Source organism: Labrenzia sp. OB1, from assembly GCF_001624695.1.
In the GTDB taxonomy this organism is placed as follows: Bacteria; Pseudomonadota; Alphaproteobacteria; order Rhizobiales; family Stappiaceae; genus Roseibium.
This window is the reverse complement of sequence record NZ_JSEP01000040.1, coordinates 1-17,087: the sequence shown is the minus strand read 5'-3', so window position 1 is coordinate 17,087 and position 17,087 is coordinate 1. Positions and strand designations below refer to the sequence as shown.

Here is a 17,087-nt window from a genome sequence, read left to right as displayed (position 1 = left end):
GTGCTCGACATCCTGGTTCAATCCCACCGCAATGCAAAAGCTGCCAGGCGTTTCTTCGACAGGTTGGTCACGCAATTCGGCGAGCCCAGGGTCGTGGTGACGGATAAGCTGCGCAGCTACACCAAGCCGGTTCAGGCCCTTGCTCCGGATGCCGATCATCGCGCTCACAAGGGGCTGAATAACAGGATTGAGAATTCCCATCGCCCGACACGCAAACGGGAGAAGATTATGGGTCGTTTCAAGTCGCCCCGGCAAGCGCAGCGGTTTCTGTCTGCCCACGATCAGATCAACACCATCTTTCGTCCCCGCCGATACAAACTCTCAGCCCGCTCCTGGCGACACGCCAGGGCAGATGCCTTCTGCCTGTGGTCCGACTACACAGCAGAAATGACCGCTTGAAAAAGCAGGGGCCGCGCTGCCTTGCATCCAATGACAAACAACTTGGCAATACCCTCAATTTACCTGACGACGGACATTGTACCTCCACCGCAACCGAAAACAGCGGTTGTATCATTCGACACAGCTCCAGAGGAGCGCTTTTGCATAGGTTTGACCATCAAACCAGCTTCAGGAGTCGACCATGGCATTTGATGCAGCAAGTTCCCAGCGACCGACACATTTTGCTGCGGGTACGGGTCTTAAACAGGATGAGTGTGATAGTCTGCCTTCAAGGGGGACTTCTTCGCCGTTGTCGAAGACGGCCCGGAAAGACGTTCATGGGCGGTGGAAGCCTGCAGCGGCCGAAAATTGCTTAAGCCGAAGAGTCTCAGAATTTTTCCGAAGTATTTCAGCAAAAAACAGACAATATAAATCAGGCCGCAGGTTAGCAAATCTGGCGAAACAGGAAAAGCAGGCAACCGTTGAAATCTCTGACGGTTTTAAAAGAGATAACTTCAAGAAAGTTTGCCAGGGCCTCAAACGATTGGAAAAAACAGCAATAGAGCGGGAAAAGCGCACTGATAAAGGTCACTTTGACAAAGAAGATTACGTTAAACCAATATTTTTAGTAATTCTTCCTGATATTTTCTTCGAAAGATATCGTGATTCGACGTCTATCTCGCTCAAGTTCTTAAGTGACGACGATGAAATGCGCCGCAAAATGGTAAGTGAGCATTCTGATCGCACCAAATTCTTTCACCGAATGCTTGAGACTCTGAAAAAAGTGCACCTGATTTCATCCAGCTACATTAATGCAAGAACGGCGCGCATTGACGCCATGGACGAGAAAATCACCGAGGCATTGAAAAAATTGTATGCAACAGCAGACAATTTACAGTCAAATATTGAAAAAGTTTGTGACGAAAGATCTCCTTTTAAAGATAAAATACAGGCATTTGACAAATTACGTACAGAAGATACTTCAAAGGGGAAAAGAAAATATTCTAAAAAGGAGACAGATAATAGTGTTGTCTATGAAATCCTAGATAAGAAGAGAGGTAAAAGCATTACTAAATTCGAACTGGGCAAAGTTGACATCCACACAATTGATAAAAGTATAAAGAAAGAAATAGAAGAAAATTTCGAAAAGCTAGTCGTTTCTGTAAGGAACGCCAAACATGATCCATCAAACAAATTTGATTTTGATAAAGACTATGATAGGGGATATAATGAAGCACTTTTCCTTAATGGCGAACATCTAATATTGGAGAATTCAAAAGATATAGAAAACAAATTTGCCCCTAATGACGCTGATATTCTTAGGGGATTTTGCCAACAAGGTTTATACGAAGCATTGTTACGCAAGATTGCTGTGTGTATCTTCGGTGAAGAAAAACGCAAGTTTGAAATTTTTACCGATAGCCGTGGCAGGTTATCAAGAATAGAATATTCTATGGAATATGATACGTCCAAATCAACAGAAGAAGCGTACAATAAATTGAAGGATAACGCAGAAAACAACCCGCTTGATGATAAGACCGAAGTTGTGAAGTCAGTGCAAGCAAATGCTGTAATAGGCGTCGAAAATGGCATTGTGACACTCAATTACTTTGACTGTACTTTCGAAAGATTTTGATTTCCGCCATCAGCAACGCGACGTACTACAACTGGCGATCCAAGTACGGCGGTATGGATGCGTCCTTGATGGCGGAGATGAAGGCCATGGCCGAAGAGAACCGCCGGCTGAAAAAGCAGGGGCCGCGCTGCCTTGCATCCAATGACAAACAACTTGGCAATACCAAAACTCTTGCAAAACAGGGGCTGTCCACAAATGGCAATCCCGATTGCAGAACTCACCATTCGGCGAAACTGCCGTCCTCGTGCCGCCAGACGGGGCTGCGCCAGCGGTGGCCTTCCCTGGCGCGCTCGATGACATAGTCTTCGTTCACCTCGACACCGAGACCGGGCCCCTGCGGGATGGCGGAAAACCCGTCCTCATAGGCGAAGGCTTCCGGATTGGAAATGTAGTCCAGAAGATCGTTCGACTTGTTGTAGTGGATGCCGAGACTCTGTTCCTGGATGAAGGCATTGTAGGAAACGGCATCGACCTGCAGGCAGGCGGCGAGCGCGATCGGGCCGAGCGGGCAATGGGGTGCGAGTGCGACGTCATAAGCTTCCGCCATCGCCGCGATCTTCCGGCACTCGGTAATCCCCCCGGCGTGCGAGAGGTCGGGCTGAATCACATCGACATATCCGTCGGAAAGGATGGTCTTGAAGTCCCAGCGCGAATAGAGCCGCTCGCCAAGGGCGATGGGCGTTGCCGTGTGGCTGACGATGTCCCGAAGCGCCTCCCGGTTTTCCGACAGGACCGGCTCTTCGATGAACATCAGCCTGTAGGGATCGAGTTCCCTGGCGAACGCCTTGGCCATGGGCTTGTGCACCCGGCCGTGGAAATCCACACCGATGCCGATGTCGGGGCCGACTGCTTCGCGGACGGCGGCGATGGCGGCAATCGCCTTGTCGAGCTTCGCACCCGTATCGATGATCTGCAGTTCCTCGCAGCCATTCATCTTCAACGCCTTGAAACCGCGTCCGACGACGTCCTTCGCGTTTTGTGCGAGGTCGGACGGCCGGTCGCCGCCGATCCAGGAATAGACCTTGATCCTGTCGCGAAGCTGTCCGCCAAGGAGGCTGTGTACCGGTTGGCCGAGCGCCTTGCCCTTGATGTCCCACAGCGCCTGGTCGATGCCGGCAAGCGCACTCATGTGGACCGCGCCCCCCCTGTAGAAGCCTCCGCGATAGAGGACGGTCCAGTGATCCTCGATCAGAAAGGGGTCCTTGCCGACGAGATAGTCCGCCAGTTCGTGTACGGCCGCTTCCGTCGTCAGCGCCCGGCCTTCGACGACGGGTTCTCCCCATCCGCTGATGCCTTCGTCTGTCTCTATCTTCAGAAACATCCAGCGCGGCGGGACGATATAGGTCGTGAATTTGGTGATTTTCATCGTGCTGGGTATCCGGCAAAGAGCCCTTGAGAAAACGTCAGGTCCGCGAGCGGCCTGCGGCCTCCTGAGCCGCGGCCAGATCATGTTCGGCAAGGTCGAGCATCCGGTTGGAGGCTTCCCGGGCACGGGGCCCGTCCCTCAGCCGAAGGGCGTCCACCAGTTCGCCGTGCAGATCGATCGCCCGGTCCCGGTTTTCAACCGCGGTGTTGGATGCATGCAAAGTGTAGTGCAAGGCCGTATGAATGGCGCTGGAAAGGCGCCGGAAAACCTGGTTGTGGCTGGCGACCATGAGCACGCCGTGAAAATCCGTATCCGCTTCCGTGAAGGCTTCAGGATCGGCGCTGGCCTCGCGCATGCGGATGAATGCCGCCTCGAGATCGGCGATTTCCTGCAGCGTCGCACGTTGCGCCGCGAATTCGGCCACCGCCGGCTCGATGATGCGCCGGGCTTCCAGAATGCAACCGAGAAGATTGAACTCGTGGATGAAGGGGCCGATCCAGTCGAGCACTTCTCCGTCGAGGATGTTCCATTCCTCGCGCTCCGTGACGACGGTACCAACACGCGGCCTGACCCGGAGCATGCCCTTGGATTCCAGAACCTTGATGCTTTCCCGGATGACCGTACGGCTGACGCCATAGATCTCGCACAAGTCATTCTCCCGCGGAAGCTGCGCGCCGGCGGGATATTTTTCAGAGCAGATGTCTTCCGCCAGGGCCGCGGTCACGTTTTGCCGGACACGGGGGCGCTTGCCACTGACCTGCCCGGCATCTGCCGTTTCCTGCCGTAACGTTTCCAATGGCCTGTTTCCTCTCCGGCGGACTGCCCGTCGCGCATTTCTAGCGGATTTATGCCTCCGCGAGAACTGCCCGTCTTTGTGGGGAACCTCCCCTCTTTTCAGGCGACCATATTCCAATCATCATACCAATGCAATTGACTGATATGATGATTCAGAATAGATCTGTTGAAGCGCCTGGGAAGGAAAGGCGCCCGAACACATTGGGAGGATCTGCAATGCGTATATTGAAAAAGGCCATTCTGACTGGCGCCATGGCAATTGCCCTTGCCGGAACCGCGCACGCCGCCGACGTGAAGATAGGCTTCGTCGTGAAGCAACCGGAAGAACCGTGGTTCCAGGACGAATGGAAATTCGCCCAGAAAGCCGCCGAGGAAAAAGGTTTCACCCTCGTCGAAATCGGGGCGCCGGACGGCGAGAAGGTCCAGGCGGCCATCGACAATCTCGGGGCCCAGGGGGCACAGGGGTTCATCATCTGCGTGCCGGATGTGAAGCTCGGGCCGGGCATCGTTGCAAAGGCTGCCGCCAATGATCTGAAGCTCATGACCGTTGACGACCGTCTTGTCGGTGCTGATGGCGAGCCGATCGAAAGCGTTCCGCACATGGGTATTTCCGCTGTCAAGATCGGTGAGACCGTGGGCGACTCCATCGCCGCCGAAATCAAGGCACGCGGCTGGGACATGTCGGAGGTCGGCGCAATCCGCGTTTCCTACGACCAGCTTCCGACTGCCGTCGACCGAGTGGAAGGTGCCATCACGGCGCTGAAGGCTACCGGCTTCCCGGCCGAGAACATCTATGACGCGCCACAGGCCAAGACGGACACGGAAGCGGCGCTGAATGCCGCGACCACCGTCCTCAACCAGCATGCGGACGTAAAGAAATGGATCACCTTCGGCCTGAATGACGAAGCGGTTCTCGGTGCCGTCCGGGCGACCGAATCCGTCGGTATTCCGGCGGAAAACGTGATCGGCGTCGGCATTGGCGGGGCGGAATCGGCCATCAACGAGTTCAAGAAGCCCAATCTGACCGGTTTCTACGGCACGGTGATCATCTCGCCGAAGCGCCATGGCTACGAAACCGCGCTCAACATGTACGAGTGGATCGCCAACGGCAAGGAGCCGGAAAAGCTGATCCTGACCTCAGGATCGCTGGCCCTGCGCGACAATTATGCCGAAGTCCGCAAGGATCTCGGCATCGAGTGACCCTTTCCGGTTAATGCCATCCGGCGGCCCGCCGTGCGTCTCTCGCACCGCGGGCCACCGGAGAACGGATGCGCGAGTGTCATGTCCTTTCTTTCTGTCCAGAACATCTCCAAAAGCTATCCGGGGGTTCAGGCCCTGTCGGATATTTCCTTTTCCGTCGAAAAGGGTGCCGTGCATGGGCTCATGGGGGAAAACGGCGCCGGAAAATCGACGCTGATCCGTGTGCTTTCCGGCGATCAGTCCGCGGACGAGGGTTCGATTTCAATCGACGGTGTGGAGCAGAATTACGTCTCTGTCCGGGATGCCTTCGATGCAGGTGTCATCGTGATCCATCAGGAACTCCAGCTCGTGCCGGAACTTACGGTCGCGGAGAACCTCTGGCTCGGCCGCTACCCGAACCAGGCGGGCGTCGTCGACGCCAGGGAGCTTTCTGCAAGCGTTTCGGCGCGCCTGGAAGAAATCGGCATCGATCTCGATCCGAACGCCAAGGTTTCTTCGCTCTCGCTCGGGGCACGGCAGATGGTGGAAATCGCCAAGGCCGTGATGATGGAGGCACGGGTCATCGCGCTGGACGAGCCGACGTCGTCGCTGTCGTCCCGCGAAAGCGAAATCCTATTTGACCTGATCGCCAGGTTGAAGGCCAAAGGCACGGTCATTCTCTATGTTTCCCACCGGCTGGAGGAAATCTTTCAGTTGTGCGACAGCCTGACCATCCTGCGCGACGGACGGCTTGCGGCACATCACCCGAAGATTGCCGACGTGACCCGGGAACAGATCATCGCGGAGATGGTCGGACGCGAACTCGGCAACATCTGGCGATGGCGCGGACGTCCCCTCGGGCCCACGCGGCTGGAAGTCACCGGCATACATGGATCCAAGCTGCCAGAACCTGGCGGGTTTTCCGTCCGGCAGGGTGAAATTCTCGGCTTTTTCGGCCTGATCGGCGCAGGACGCAGCGAAATGATGCGCCTGATTTACGGTGCCGACGCCCGCCGTGGCGGCAGGGTCGCCATCGACGGCGTCGACGTGCTGCCGGACAATCCGCGCGCCTCCATCAATGCCGGACTGGTGCTGTGTCCGGAGGACCGCAAGCACGACGGTATCATCCAGGGACGCTCGATCGAGGAAAACATCGCCATCTCCTCGCGCCGTCATATTTCACCTTTCGGCCTTCTCCATCTGCGCAAGGAGGCCGCGCTCGCGGATCGCTTCATCGAGCGCCTCAAGGTGCGCACGCCATCGCGCCGGCAGGACATCGTCAATCTGTCGGGCGGCAACCAGCAGAAAGTCATCCTGGGCCGCTGGCTCTCGGAGCAGGGCGTGAAGGTACTGATCGTCGACGAGCCGACACGCGGCATCGATGTCGGTGCGAAGTCGGAGATCTGCGACATCCTCTACGAGCTCGCGGAAGGCGGGATGGCAATCGCCGTCGTCTCGAGCGAATTGCCGGAAGTCATGGGCATCTCTGACCGCATCATCGTGATGTGCGAAGGCCGGATGGCCGGCGAGTTCGCACGCGAAGACTTTGAAGAGCGCAACATCCTGACCCGGGCCCTGCCGGACAGAAACGCCGCCGAACAGCACTGAACTGGATCTATTCAGATGAATTCTCTCAAGAAAATACTCCTCGGAGACCAGGGACTGGTGGTCATCTTCGCAGTGGCCTTTGCGATCGTCTCCCTGACCGTTCCGAATTTCCTCTCCGAACGCAACATCCTGGGTCTGCTGCAGTCCGTTGTCACGATCGGCATCGTCGCGTGCACGATGATGTTCTGCCTCGCATCCCGGGACTTCGACCTTTCCGTAGGTTCCACGGTTGCCTTCACCGGCATGATCGCGGTGATCGCCTCCAACATGACCGGCTCCATTGTCCTCGGCCTTGTCATCGCCCTTTTGAGCGGCGCGCTGGTCGGCGCCGTCAACGGCTTCGTCATCGCCTGTTTCCGCATCAACGCATTGATCACCACGCTGGCGACGATGCAGATCGTGCGCGGGTTGGCGCTCATCGTTTCCGATGGCCGCGCCGTCGGCATCAACGATCCCGGTTTCTATCAGCTTGCGCTGTCGCGCTTCCTCGGCATCCCAACGCCAATCTGGGTGATGGGCGCGCTGTTTGCGGTCTTCGGTTTCCTTCTCAACCGGACGGTGTTCGGCAAGAACACGCTGGCCATCGGCGGCAATCCGGAAGCGGCACGGCTGGCAGGCGTCAATGTCGTGTCGATGCGGATCTGGATCTTCGCCCTCCAGGGCCTGATCTGTGCCGTCGCTGGCATCATGCTGGCCTCGCGTATTACCTCCGGTCAGCCGAACGCGGCCACGGGGCTGGAGCTGTCAGTGATATCCGCTTGCGTGCTCGGCGGGGTTTCCCTTGCCGGTGGCCGTGCCGCGATGACCGGCGTCATTGTCGGGGTCATGATCATGGGCATTGCCGAAAACGTCATGAACCTTCTGAACATCCAGGCCTTCTATCAGTATGTGGTGCGCGGTCTGATCCTTCTCGGCGCCGTGCTTCTCGACAACCTGCGCTCCTCTGCCAGCCGCCGATGAGCGCGCCAAACCGGAGAGATCTGACCCTGACGCAGGGCGACCTGAAGGTTTCGGTCTCCGCGCAGGGCGCCTCTCTTCTACGCACGCAATGGCGCGGTTTTCCCGTGCTTGTGCCGGCCGGTGGGCCGTCGGGGGATGCCGCTTGTTTTCCACTTGTCCCCTTCGGCAACCGGATCGCCGGCAACCGGTTCGATTTCCGGGAACGGAGTTACGGTCTTGCGCCCAACAGCGGCGATCCCCTGATACTCCATGGCAGCGGCTGGCTGGCTGACTGGAACGTGGTAGAAGCCGAGGAAGAAAACGTCGAGCTTCGCCTGTCGAGTGTGGCTTCCGCGTGCGACCCATATGCCTATGACGCTTTTCAGCAGGTTTCATTGAGCGAAGATTGCCTTTCTCTTACGCTCCGCGTGACCAATCGGGGGGATGTTGCGTTGCCGTTCGGCGTCGGTTTTCATCCCTTTTTCCGCTGGACCGCCGATCTGAAGGTGCAGATGCACACAAAGGCGTTGTGGAGCGAGGGCGAAGGGCATTTGCCGAAGGCAAGGCAAAAGGTGCCGGCGGATCTCGATTTTGTGGCACCGCGGGCGGTGCCCGCGCGCTGGATCAACAACGCCTTCGAGGGCTTCGGCGGCAAGGCGCAATTGTATTGGCCGGATATCGGTCTCGAAGTCATGCTTCATTGCGCTCCGGTCTTCGATGTGATGATGATCCACGCCGCTCCGGAGAGCCTCGCTGCGACCGGCAATGATTTTGTCTGCCTGGAGCCGATGAGCCACCTGCCCGACGCTCACAACATGCCCGATCTCGGCGGCTTGAGCATACTGGAGCCGGGCGAGGTTTTGTCCGGGACGATTGCGATGCACTTTCGCGCGGATGCGTGAACCAAAGGAGGAAGCATATGGGTGATCGGCTTACCGGCAAACGCATCTTCGTCACCGGCGCGGCCCAGGGAATTGGACTGGCTATCCTCGAGGCGTGCCTGCGCGAAGGAGCATCCGTCTTCTGCATGGACCGTGACGCGGGATTGCTTGAGAACAGCATCGCCAGTCTTGGAGGCGAGACGCCAACCCTTGGCGGCCTGGCTGGCGATATTACGCGGCCGGACGACGTGGCGGCCGCAATCGAGCATGCGAGCCTCATCGTGGGCCGTCCGAATGCTCTGATCAACAACGCGGGTGTCAATGTGTTCGACGAACCCTTGAGCCTCAGCGATGCCGACTGGGACCGTTGCTTCGACATCAATCTCAAGGGCGCCTGGAACTGTTCGAAGGCCGTGCTGCCCGCCATGCTGGAAGACGGCGGCGGAACCATCCTCAACATCGCGTCCACACATGCCTTCACAATCATCCCGCACACTTTCCCCTATCCTCTGGCAAAGCACGCTTTGCTGGGACTGACGAAGTCGCTTGGCCTCGAATATGCCGGCCGCAATGTCAGAGTGAATGCGCTGGCGCCCGGCTATGTGCAGACACAGAAGGTCGTCGATTACTGGAACAGCTTTCCGGACCCGGAAGCAGCCAGACAGGAAACCCTGCGGCTTCACCCCGGCGGACGCATCGCCACGCCGGAGGAGATCGCGAAAGCCGCGGTGTTCATGATCTCCGACGAGTGCCCTTTCATGAATGCCACCTGTCTGACCGTCGACGGCGGCCTCAGCGTGCAGCAGCATCCCGCATGAGCGGAAGTCGCCAGGGCGTCGTGTTCGGCGTTCAGGATTTCATCGCTTGCGCGATCGGCGACGGTGCCTTCCCGGTCTGCGGTTGCGCCCGAAGGTCATTCGGACGACTGGCAGGCAAGGTCGGTGAAGGTTGCAAGGGGGTATTGCCATTTGTGGACAGCCCCTGTTTTGCAAGAGTTTTCTTTTTGTGATTCAGATCTTGTTGCGAGCGGTCATTTGTCCGGCCTGTTTTCGCGGCACGCTTGTCCGCTGGCCCTGATGAAGTCCGCGCGCCGGATCCCTATCAACTTATCGGGCTATGGTGCCCTGGCAATACCTTTGACAAGCCAGGCCGCAATTTTTGCGGGCGGATTTCTATTGTCTATCCACAACCACAGGGTAGGGGGACGGAGCTGGACTTGAGCAAGTTGGAATACCCGTCGCATCCGGATTGGATTGACGCTGCAGGAACGGCGTTGTGGCGGAGTTCGTTCTCAGAACCTGAGTGATGCCTTGATGAAGCCGCCATGCTGGCGGGTGCCTTGTGACAGGCGGCCCTGATAGCCGAACTCGAGAGATGTGTTGCCGCCCGACAGCAACATCACGCCGGCTTCCACATCGGCAAGAACGTTGTCCACGTCCGACGCGATCTCAAAGCCTGGCGCACCGGCCGGAGCACCTGCAAAATGGGCGGTCAGCGCGTTCTGGTCCTGCGAAGAAAGCGTGACACCGGCCTTGAGGCGCATGCGGGCTGTCCAGCCGTTGGACAGTGCATGCTCGCTTCCGATTTCAATCGCGGGCGTGACCGAAAAATACGTCTCTTCGGAGCCGTCCACACTGAGAGCCGTCGCAGAGTTACCGGTCTCGGTGAAGCCGTCGCGGTCAAGATAGGCAAGATACAGATCCACCTGCGGCTTGGCGTAAAACCCGCCTTCTTCCAGCAGATAGGCAGCACGCATCTGGGCACCTGCATAGGAGATGTCGTAGTCGCCTTTGTTGACTGCGCCAAGACCGCCGAAGGTGATGGTTCTGGTGGTTTCATAAGCGCCGATGCCACCGGAGACAGCCCCTGCGATCAACAGGGCACCCTGCTGGTACTTCAGCGTGCCCCCGAGATGAAAGCGGTCGCTCCGGGCACTGGCACTGGCGTTGCTGTCCAGGGTGCCCTGCTCGTATCCAAGCCCGAACCCGGCGTACCAGTCTGTCCGGACCTGGTACTGCCCGCCAACGGAAACGCCGCCGACGCGTTCCTCAAAGCCGATCCGGTCCGCTGTTTCGTCAACACTCAGAAGACGCCCCTGCGGGCGTAGCCAAAGGCAATCGCCCTCGCGTATGAACGCATGGGCCCCACCTTCAACGGGACACGAGAACAGACTGTTCGTAAAATTAGCCGCGGAAAACAAAGAGGCCGTCTCGGTGTTGAGCGCGATCTCCGGAGAAAGCTGATTGAGGGCTGTCCTCATGTGCTCGACAGATCCCAGATTGAACAATCCCTGGATCACCGGACCTGTCTCGCCGGTATCGCCGGTGTTGATCGCGTTGAGCGTGGTCAGGGTGTTTGTCTGGTTCGAGTTGAAAGCGCCTGCCTCGGCATTGAAGCTGAAGTTGAGCGCCACATCGTTCGCGTTCGGGTAGACCAGCTGAACCTCGGTCAGCGGATTGGTGAAGGTCTGCATGGTGCCGAGCGCAAGCCCGTTGTCGGTGACCCCTCCCCCTGCACTGACGATCGTAAAGAGCCCGACAGGATCAGCGCCTGTCAGATTGAGATCGACGGTACCGGCCAGATCTGCCGTGCCGGTGACCGTTACACGATCATTGGTGCTGCTTGCCCTGTCCACATCGACAACAAGAGATCCATCGGCCGTCTGCACGAGATTGCCGTTGATGGTGACCGCTGCAATTGCCCCGCTGCCGCCTGTCGAAAAGACACCCCCGTTGGTAACAGCACCGTTGATCGTGCCCGTCGCATTGAGGGTGCCCCTGTTGGTCACCGCCCCAGTCAACGTTCCGGTGGTCGTGAGCGTCGCGCCGGTCGCGTTGGTCAAGCCGCTGGTCGCGGTCAGCGTCCCCGCATTGGAGAGCATCGCGCCTGTGCTGTTGACGATCGTATCGGCCGACAGCAGCCGCCCTGCGCCAACCGAGACACCGGTCGTGGCTGTGGAGGTGTTGGTCAGCACGCCGATGCCGGTCATGTCACCGCCTGCGACACCGAGCTGTCCGCTGCCCTGATTGGTGAGGTTGCCGGTCACCAGAACATCACCGTCAACGACATTGATGCTGCCGGCATTGAAGATCGAACCGGTTGTCGTTGAGGCAAATGTTGCTGTGCCGCCGGGGCCATTGAAGTTGATGACGCCATTGGCCAGATTGTTGATCGCTCCGGCATCGCTCACCGTGCCATTCGTGGCAACATCGATGAGAGAACTGTTGTTCAGGGTGTTGCCGGTGCCCTGAAGCGTCGCATTTGCACCGATCCGGATCGTGCCGCTGGAATTGGTGATGACGGCCGCGGCAAGCGTGTTGCCCGCGCCAATTGTCACCGTCCCCGCATTGGTCAGCGTGTTGATCGTCTCATCGCCCTCCAGCGCAAACGTTCCGCCAGTCACCTGAACACCGGCCGTTGCCGCAAGCGATCCGCCATCGGTGGACAGCGTTCCGCCTTCGACCGTGACACTGGCCGACGAAAGTGCGCCCGTCCCGTTCACATTCAGCTGTCCACCGCTGACAGTCGTGTTGCCGACAAGCGTTCCGCCTGCGTTCTGGTTGAACACACCGCCCGAGACGACAAGCGCGCCGCCAATCGCCCCGGTGTTGGTTGTCGTGCCGGCGCTGTTGGAGGCACTAGCGGTAATCGTTCCCGTGTTGGCGAAAGTGCCGCCGGTGTTGACCAGAGACGCAATCGTGCCGGCATTCGATCCGGTGCCGGCGCTGGTAACCGCCCCCGTCGTGCCCCCGGCCTGATTGGTGAAGCTTGCGTTGTTGACGACAGCCCCGGCTATTGTGCCCTGGTTGACGAGCGTGCCCGACGTCACCGTCGTGCCACCGGTGTAGGTGTTGGTGCCGGTCAGCGTCAGCGTACCCGCACCCGCCTTGGTCACGGAGCCCGAACCGGAGATGACGTCTGACAGGGTCACTGCATCCGAGCGGTTGAAGATCAGCGCCGCGTTGTTGGTGATGTCCCCGGCCACACTGCCGGTCGTACCGCCGTTGCCGAGCTGCAAGGTGCCCGACGTCACCGTCGTGCCGCCGGTATAGGTGTTGGTGCCGGTCAGCGTCAGCGTGCCCGCACCCGTCTTGGTCACGGTGCCCGAACCGGAAACGACGCCAGACACGGTCACTGCATCCGAGCGGTTGAAGATCAGCGCCGCGTTGTTGGTGATGTCCCCGGCCACACTGCCGGTCGTGCCGCCGTCACCGAGCTGCAAGGTCCCCGACGTCACCGTCGTGCCGCCGGTGTAGGTGTTGGTGCCGGTAAGCGTCAGCGTGCCCGCACCCGTCTTGGTCACAGTGCCGGAACCGGAGATGACGCCAGACACGGTCACCGCGTCCGAGCGGTTGAAGACAAGCGCCGCGTTGTTGGTGATGTCCCCGGCCACACTGCCGGTCGTGCCGCCGTCACCGAGCTGCAAGCTCCCCGACGTCACCGTCGTGCCGCCGGTGTAGGTGTTGGTGCCGGTCAGCGTCAGCGTACCCGCACCCGCCTTGGTCACGGTGCCCGAACCGGAGACGATGCCAGACACGGTCACGGCATCCGAGCGGTTGAAGATCAGCGCCGCGTTGTTGGTGATGTCCCCGGCCACACTGCCGGTCGTGCCGCCGTTGCCGAGCTGCAAGGTCCCCGCAGTCACCGTCGTGCCGCCGGTGTAGGTGTTGGTGCCGGTCAGCGTCAGCGTGCCATCGCCGATTTTCTCCATCGGTCGCGCCCCGCCCGTTTCAGATATCACACCTGATTGTGTTGCTGAGCCTGTCAGCACCTGGAGCTGGGTCGTGTTCGAATTGATGTCTATCGGCGCTGCACTGGTCACGCCGTCGGCGTAGTCGATCACCGAGCCGGTTGTGGTGATGGAAAAACTGCCATCGCCGCCCGCGGCCGTCGTTGCCAGGCTCAAGGTCCCTTCTTCGACGGTAACCGTGCCGTCAAACCCCGTATTGTCGCCGGAAAGCGTGAAGGTGCCGGTACCGCGCTTATTGACAAAGCCGTCGCCGCCGAAGGATCCGCCAAAGGTGGTGCTGTCATTGTTGCCACCAGTGGTCAGCGTATACGAAGAACCAAAAGGGTCCTCAAGAGTGACCGTTCCGCCCGTACCGGCGAGGGACCCGATTGTTTCGGATACCTCAAGGATCAATTCACCTCCATTCACAATGACGGCATTGTTATCCAGGATCACCCCCTCACCTGGGGGGGGGCCAATAACGTCACCGATGGTCAATGTTCCACCATTGACTGTCGTAGACCCGGTGTATGTATTTTCTCCTGTAAATTGATTGAGGACGCCGGCATTGATAACAACACCGCCAGTGCCGGACATCACTCCGTTGAATCTACCTCCTAAGCCGGCAAAAGTCAGCGTATTTGCATTCAGGACAAAGGCCCCATCTCCTGAAAGCCTGCCTACCGTTTCATCTGTCTGCAAACTGATGGTAGCCACAGCCCCTACTCTGAGACCATCTGTGTCACCGATGGCGTCGCCGTCGTCGTTGTTCAAGATCAAGGTTCCGGCGTTGACGACTACACCAGTACCAGAGATTTTACCTGTCACTGTCAACGTTCCGGTTCCACCATCACCATTGACTAAAGTGACCCCATTTCCGCCATTCCTTCCTATGTTGCTGTCAATGAAGGCGGATCCGCTTCCTGTCACATCAATATTTGTAGGACTGCCGTTCGCCTCCAGCAGCCCGGTGCCATCTATTCTTCCATCACCGGCGAAATTGATGTCATCAAACGGCGTCAACGCGTTGATCGTTGTGGTCTGACCGTCGGCAACATCGATCTGCTGAGCCTGCACATCGGTTGCGGCAAAGGTGATAATGCCCGCGGCGACAAGTGACGTGGACGCCAGAAGGTGTGAATTCAGAAGCCACCTGGTTGGCACTCCACACGACCTTGAAACCGGGGTCCGGTTTCCACGTAAACCAAACTTGCAAAGTGTCACATCGATCCGTTTCGTCGTTACAAAATCAGCTAGACCTGCCGGAACGACATGCGCGTCAAAACGCGGGGTCCCCGAGGTTCGTACTTTGTTACAGGCGGTTGGAAAGATTGAAACGTATCATCCGTATTTTGACCGTTATACGCTTGCATTTGTCCGATATGCGCATAAATGTCCAATTTGCTGGTGCGTCGCGATCAGCTTGAGCGGGCAATCTTCCAAAAAGACAAAAGAGTCGTGCTTCATGAAAAGACATTCAATGCGGTTTGCGCCTGTCTTCGTTGCATTGCTTCTGCTTTTGACAATGAGCGTCGGGCCAACGGCAGCTGAACCGTCTTTGAATTGCGAGCCCGGACAGGTGAATGGCACCGAGAACACTCTTTCAGAAAACCCTGAAGACCAGCTACGCGCCCTGAATTTTGAATACTATCTTGATCCCACAAACTCACTTGAAGTGAATGAGATAGTCAGTCAGGAATTTTCCAGGACAGACTGCACCGCAAAGGCTCAGTCGCCCTTCCCGGACCAGGCCCTTTGGCTTCGCTTCACCGTTCAGAACCCGCATGACAGTCCCAAACAGTGGGTCGTTGCATTTGCAGAGACGATTCATGACGATTTGACTTTGTATGAACAACGCCAGAACGACATTGTCCTCGTTGCCAGAGATGGCCGATCCGTAGCGTCGAGCGAAAGAGCATCGAGAACGATAAAGCCCGGGTTGCCGCTGGCCGTGGAACCAGGCGAAAACAGGGCCTTCTATCTGCGTATCGCCGGCACTGTTGAGCCAACGGTAACACCGGTGATCGCCACGCCGAACCTGTTTTCCGACTGGTCCACCAGCGTGATGATTTCAACTGCACTGTTCTTGAGCTTTGTGCTTTCGATCATCGTTATCAGCCTGATCATCTTCCGTCAGGTAGAAACCCGTTTCTATAAGTATTATGCACTGTATCTGACCTGCATACTCATATTCTCGTTTCTCTACGATGGTTGGCTAAAACACATATTTTGCATTCATGTGCCTGTGAAATTTCTTTCACCATTTATGTTCTTCCTGACTGGCGTTGGTGTTTTCGCAATCATTCAATATTGCAGAATACTTTTGGAAATCGACGCAAGGAATTCGCGTTTTCGCTTCCTGTTTACTTTACTGGTTGTCGCCGCGGTCATCACGACCGGCCTTGCCGTGCTCGACCCCTGGACATTGGCGCTCCCCTTGCATCTGTCTTATGTGCTCAACCCGATTGTCCTGCTGTTCGTCTCCCTGTTCATGATCAAAGAGGGCGTGCCGCAGGCAAAGCCGATCGCATTCGCTCTTCTCATATTTGCCTTTGGGTTGGTTCTGGCTGTTTATTACTTCATTTTTCCTCTGGAAATCACGCGTGCCACCTTTGCATACGAGCTTCTTCTGCAAAACCCTGTCGCCTGGGGTTACTACGTTGCCGTTGTTGGAGAGACGACTTTCATGATGATAGCCATTTCGGTCATGGTCAAAGCGATGCAGAAGCAAAAACTGGCTGCAATGATGGAAGCCCATACCTTGCGGGGCGATGTCACGGTGCAGGCTGAAGCGCTGAAAAACTCCGGTGCGAGACTGGATGCGCTGGAAACGATCTTGACCGAAGACCCAAACAAAAAACTGTTGCCCCCTGCAGAGAAACAATTTCTGGAACGGGTCACCGAGTGCTTGCTGGCCAACGTCAGCGACGAAAACTTCGGCGTCAAGGAACTGGCAACCGTACTTGCGACAAGTGAGAGAACCCTGGCCCGGCGACTGAAAAAGACGCAAGGCCAGACCTCGGCGGCTTTCATCCGATCCGTTCGGCTGAATTTCGCCCGGGACCAGATCCTGATGCGCCAGCACACCACAATCGCTGAAGCTGCCCGTTCTGCAGGGTTCTCCAGCGTCAGCCACTTTTCGAAGATGTATCGTCAGGAATTCAATGAAACACCAAGCGGAGCGTTGAAAAACGCAATGAACAGCACAAAAAATTGAGTTCGGCTCAATCCGGGAACCAGATCAGGGGAACTTCCTTCAAAGCACCCTGCCCTCCAAGGGGTATTGCCAAGTTGTTTGACCCCGGCGTTTCGGTTATCGAGACGACATGAGATTGCCGAGCACTTTCCCCCGTCTGAAGGGGTTTCGTTTTCCGCGTGGAGTTGTCGCCTACGCAGTGTGGGCCTATCATCGGTTTGCTCTGAGCACGGCCGATGTGGAAGACCTTCTTGCTGAACGCGGTGTTATCGTGAGCAGGGAAACGGTTCGTCTCTGGATCAACCGCTTTGGCCGACATTTTGCCGACTGCATTCGCAGAGACCGGCCCAAGCCGAACGATAAGTGGCATATGGATGAGG

Annotated in this window: 11 protein-coding genes and 2 pseudogenes; 10 read left to right on the top strand and 3 right to left on the bottom strand. The window is 57.6% G+C overall.

Features of this window, described 5'->3' with window-relative positions; genetic code table 11:
- The 3 genes and pseudogenes from OA90_RS26630 to OA90_RS28270 form a co-directional block, all read left to right on the top strand.
- Positions 1–399: DDE-type integrase/transposase/recombinase (locus OA90_RS26630; protein ID WP_156510684.1), on the top strand; the 399-nt coding region annotated here is incomplete at its 5' end.
- A gap of 181 nt (positions 400–580) precedes the next feature.
- Complete coding sequence (locus OA90_RS26625) at positions 581–2,014, top strand: hypothetical protein (RefSeq protein WP_156510683.1); 1,434 nt, start codon at positions 581–583, stop codon at positions 2,012–2,014.
- Positions 2,015–2,022: 8 nt separating this feature from the next.
- A pseudogene (locus tag OA90_RS28270) lies at positions 2,023–2,130 on the top strand (transposase); the annotation flags it as partial.
- Between the two features lie 101 nt (positions 2,131–2,231).
- Here the strand turns inward: OA90_RS28270 and dgoD are convergent.
- On the bottom strand, positions 2,232–3,380 hold the full coding sequence (dgoD, locus tag OA90_RS26620; RefSeq protein ID WP_068419967.1) for a galactonate dehydratase: 1,149 nt from the start codon (positions 3,378–3,380) through the stop codon (positions 2,232–2,234).
- Between the two features lie 37 nt (positions 3,381–3,417).
- Positions 3,418–4,176, bottom strand: coding sequence for a FadR/GntR family transcriptional regulator (locus tag OA90_RS26615; RefSeq protein WP_068419965.1), 759 nt, complete (start codon positions 4,174–4,176; stop codon positions 3,418–3,420).
- 215 nt (positions 4,177–4,391) lie between these two features.
- Here OA90_RS26615 and OA90_RS26610 point away from each other — a divergent pair, with 215 nt between their 5' ends.
- The 5 genes from OA90_RS26610 (at position 4,392) to OA90_RS26590 (ending at position 9,600) form a co-directional block, all read left to right on the top strand.
- Positions 4,392–5,375, top strand: a complete 984-nt coding sequence (locus OA90_RS26610; RefSeq protein WP_068419963.1) for an arabinose ABC transporter substrate-binding protein — start codon at positions 4,392–4,394, stop codon at positions 5,373–5,375.
- Positions 5,376–5,456: 81 nt separating this feature from the next.
- Entirely contained in the window at positions 5,457–6,962 is a 1,506-nt protein-coding gene (gene araG, locus OA90_RS26605; RefSeq protein ID WP_068419961.1) for an L-arabinose ABC transporter ATP-binding protein AraG, read from the top strand.
- Positions 6,963–6,977: 15 nt separating this feature from the next.
- Complete coding sequence (gene araH / locus OA90_RS26600; RefSeq protein ID WP_068419959.1) at positions 6,978–7,922, top strand: L-arabinose ABC transporter permease AraH; 945 nt, start codon at positions 6,978–6,980, stop codon at positions 7,920–7,922.
- Entirely contained in the window at positions 7,919–8,803 is an 885-nt protein-coding gene (locus OA90_RS26595; RefSeq protein ID WP_068419957.1) for an aldose 1-epimerase, read from the top strand. Before araH ends, OA90_RS26595 begins: the two co-directional genes overlap by 4 nt.
- Before the next feature lie 17 nt (positions 8,804–8,820).
- Positions 8,821–9,600, top strand: a complete 780-nt coding sequence (locus OA90_RS26590) for an SDR family oxidoreductase (protein WP_068419955.1) — start codon at positions 8,821–8,823, stop codon at positions 9,598–9,600.
- Between the two features lie 473 nt (positions 9,601–10,073).
- Here OA90_RS26590 and OA90_RS26585 read toward each other — a convergent pair whose 3' ends face one another.
- Positions 10,074–13,925: an autotransporter outer membrane beta-barrel domain-containing protein gene (locus OA90_RS26585; RefSeq protein ID WP_244274714.1), complete on the bottom strand. Its 3,852-nt coding sequence runs from the start codon at positions 13,923–13,925 to the stop codon at positions 10,074–10,076.
- 1,051 nt (positions 13,926–14,976) lie between these two features.
- Between OA90_RS26585 and OA90_RS26580 the strand changes: the two genes are divergently transcribed.
- Both OA90_RS26580 and OA90_RS28265 read left to right on the top strand, forming a co-directional pair.
- Positions 14,977–16,728 carry a 7TM-DISM domain-containing protein gene (locus tag OA90_RS26580; RefSeq protein WP_199823866.1) on the top strand — a complete coding sequence of 584 codons (1,752 nt, stop codon included), beginning with the start codon at positions 14,977–14,979 and terminating at the stop codon, positions 16,726–16,728.
- 109 nt (positions 16,729–16,837) lie between these two features.
- Positions 16,838–17,087, top strand: a pseudogene (locus tag OA90_RS28265) (IS6 family transposase); the annotation flags it as partial.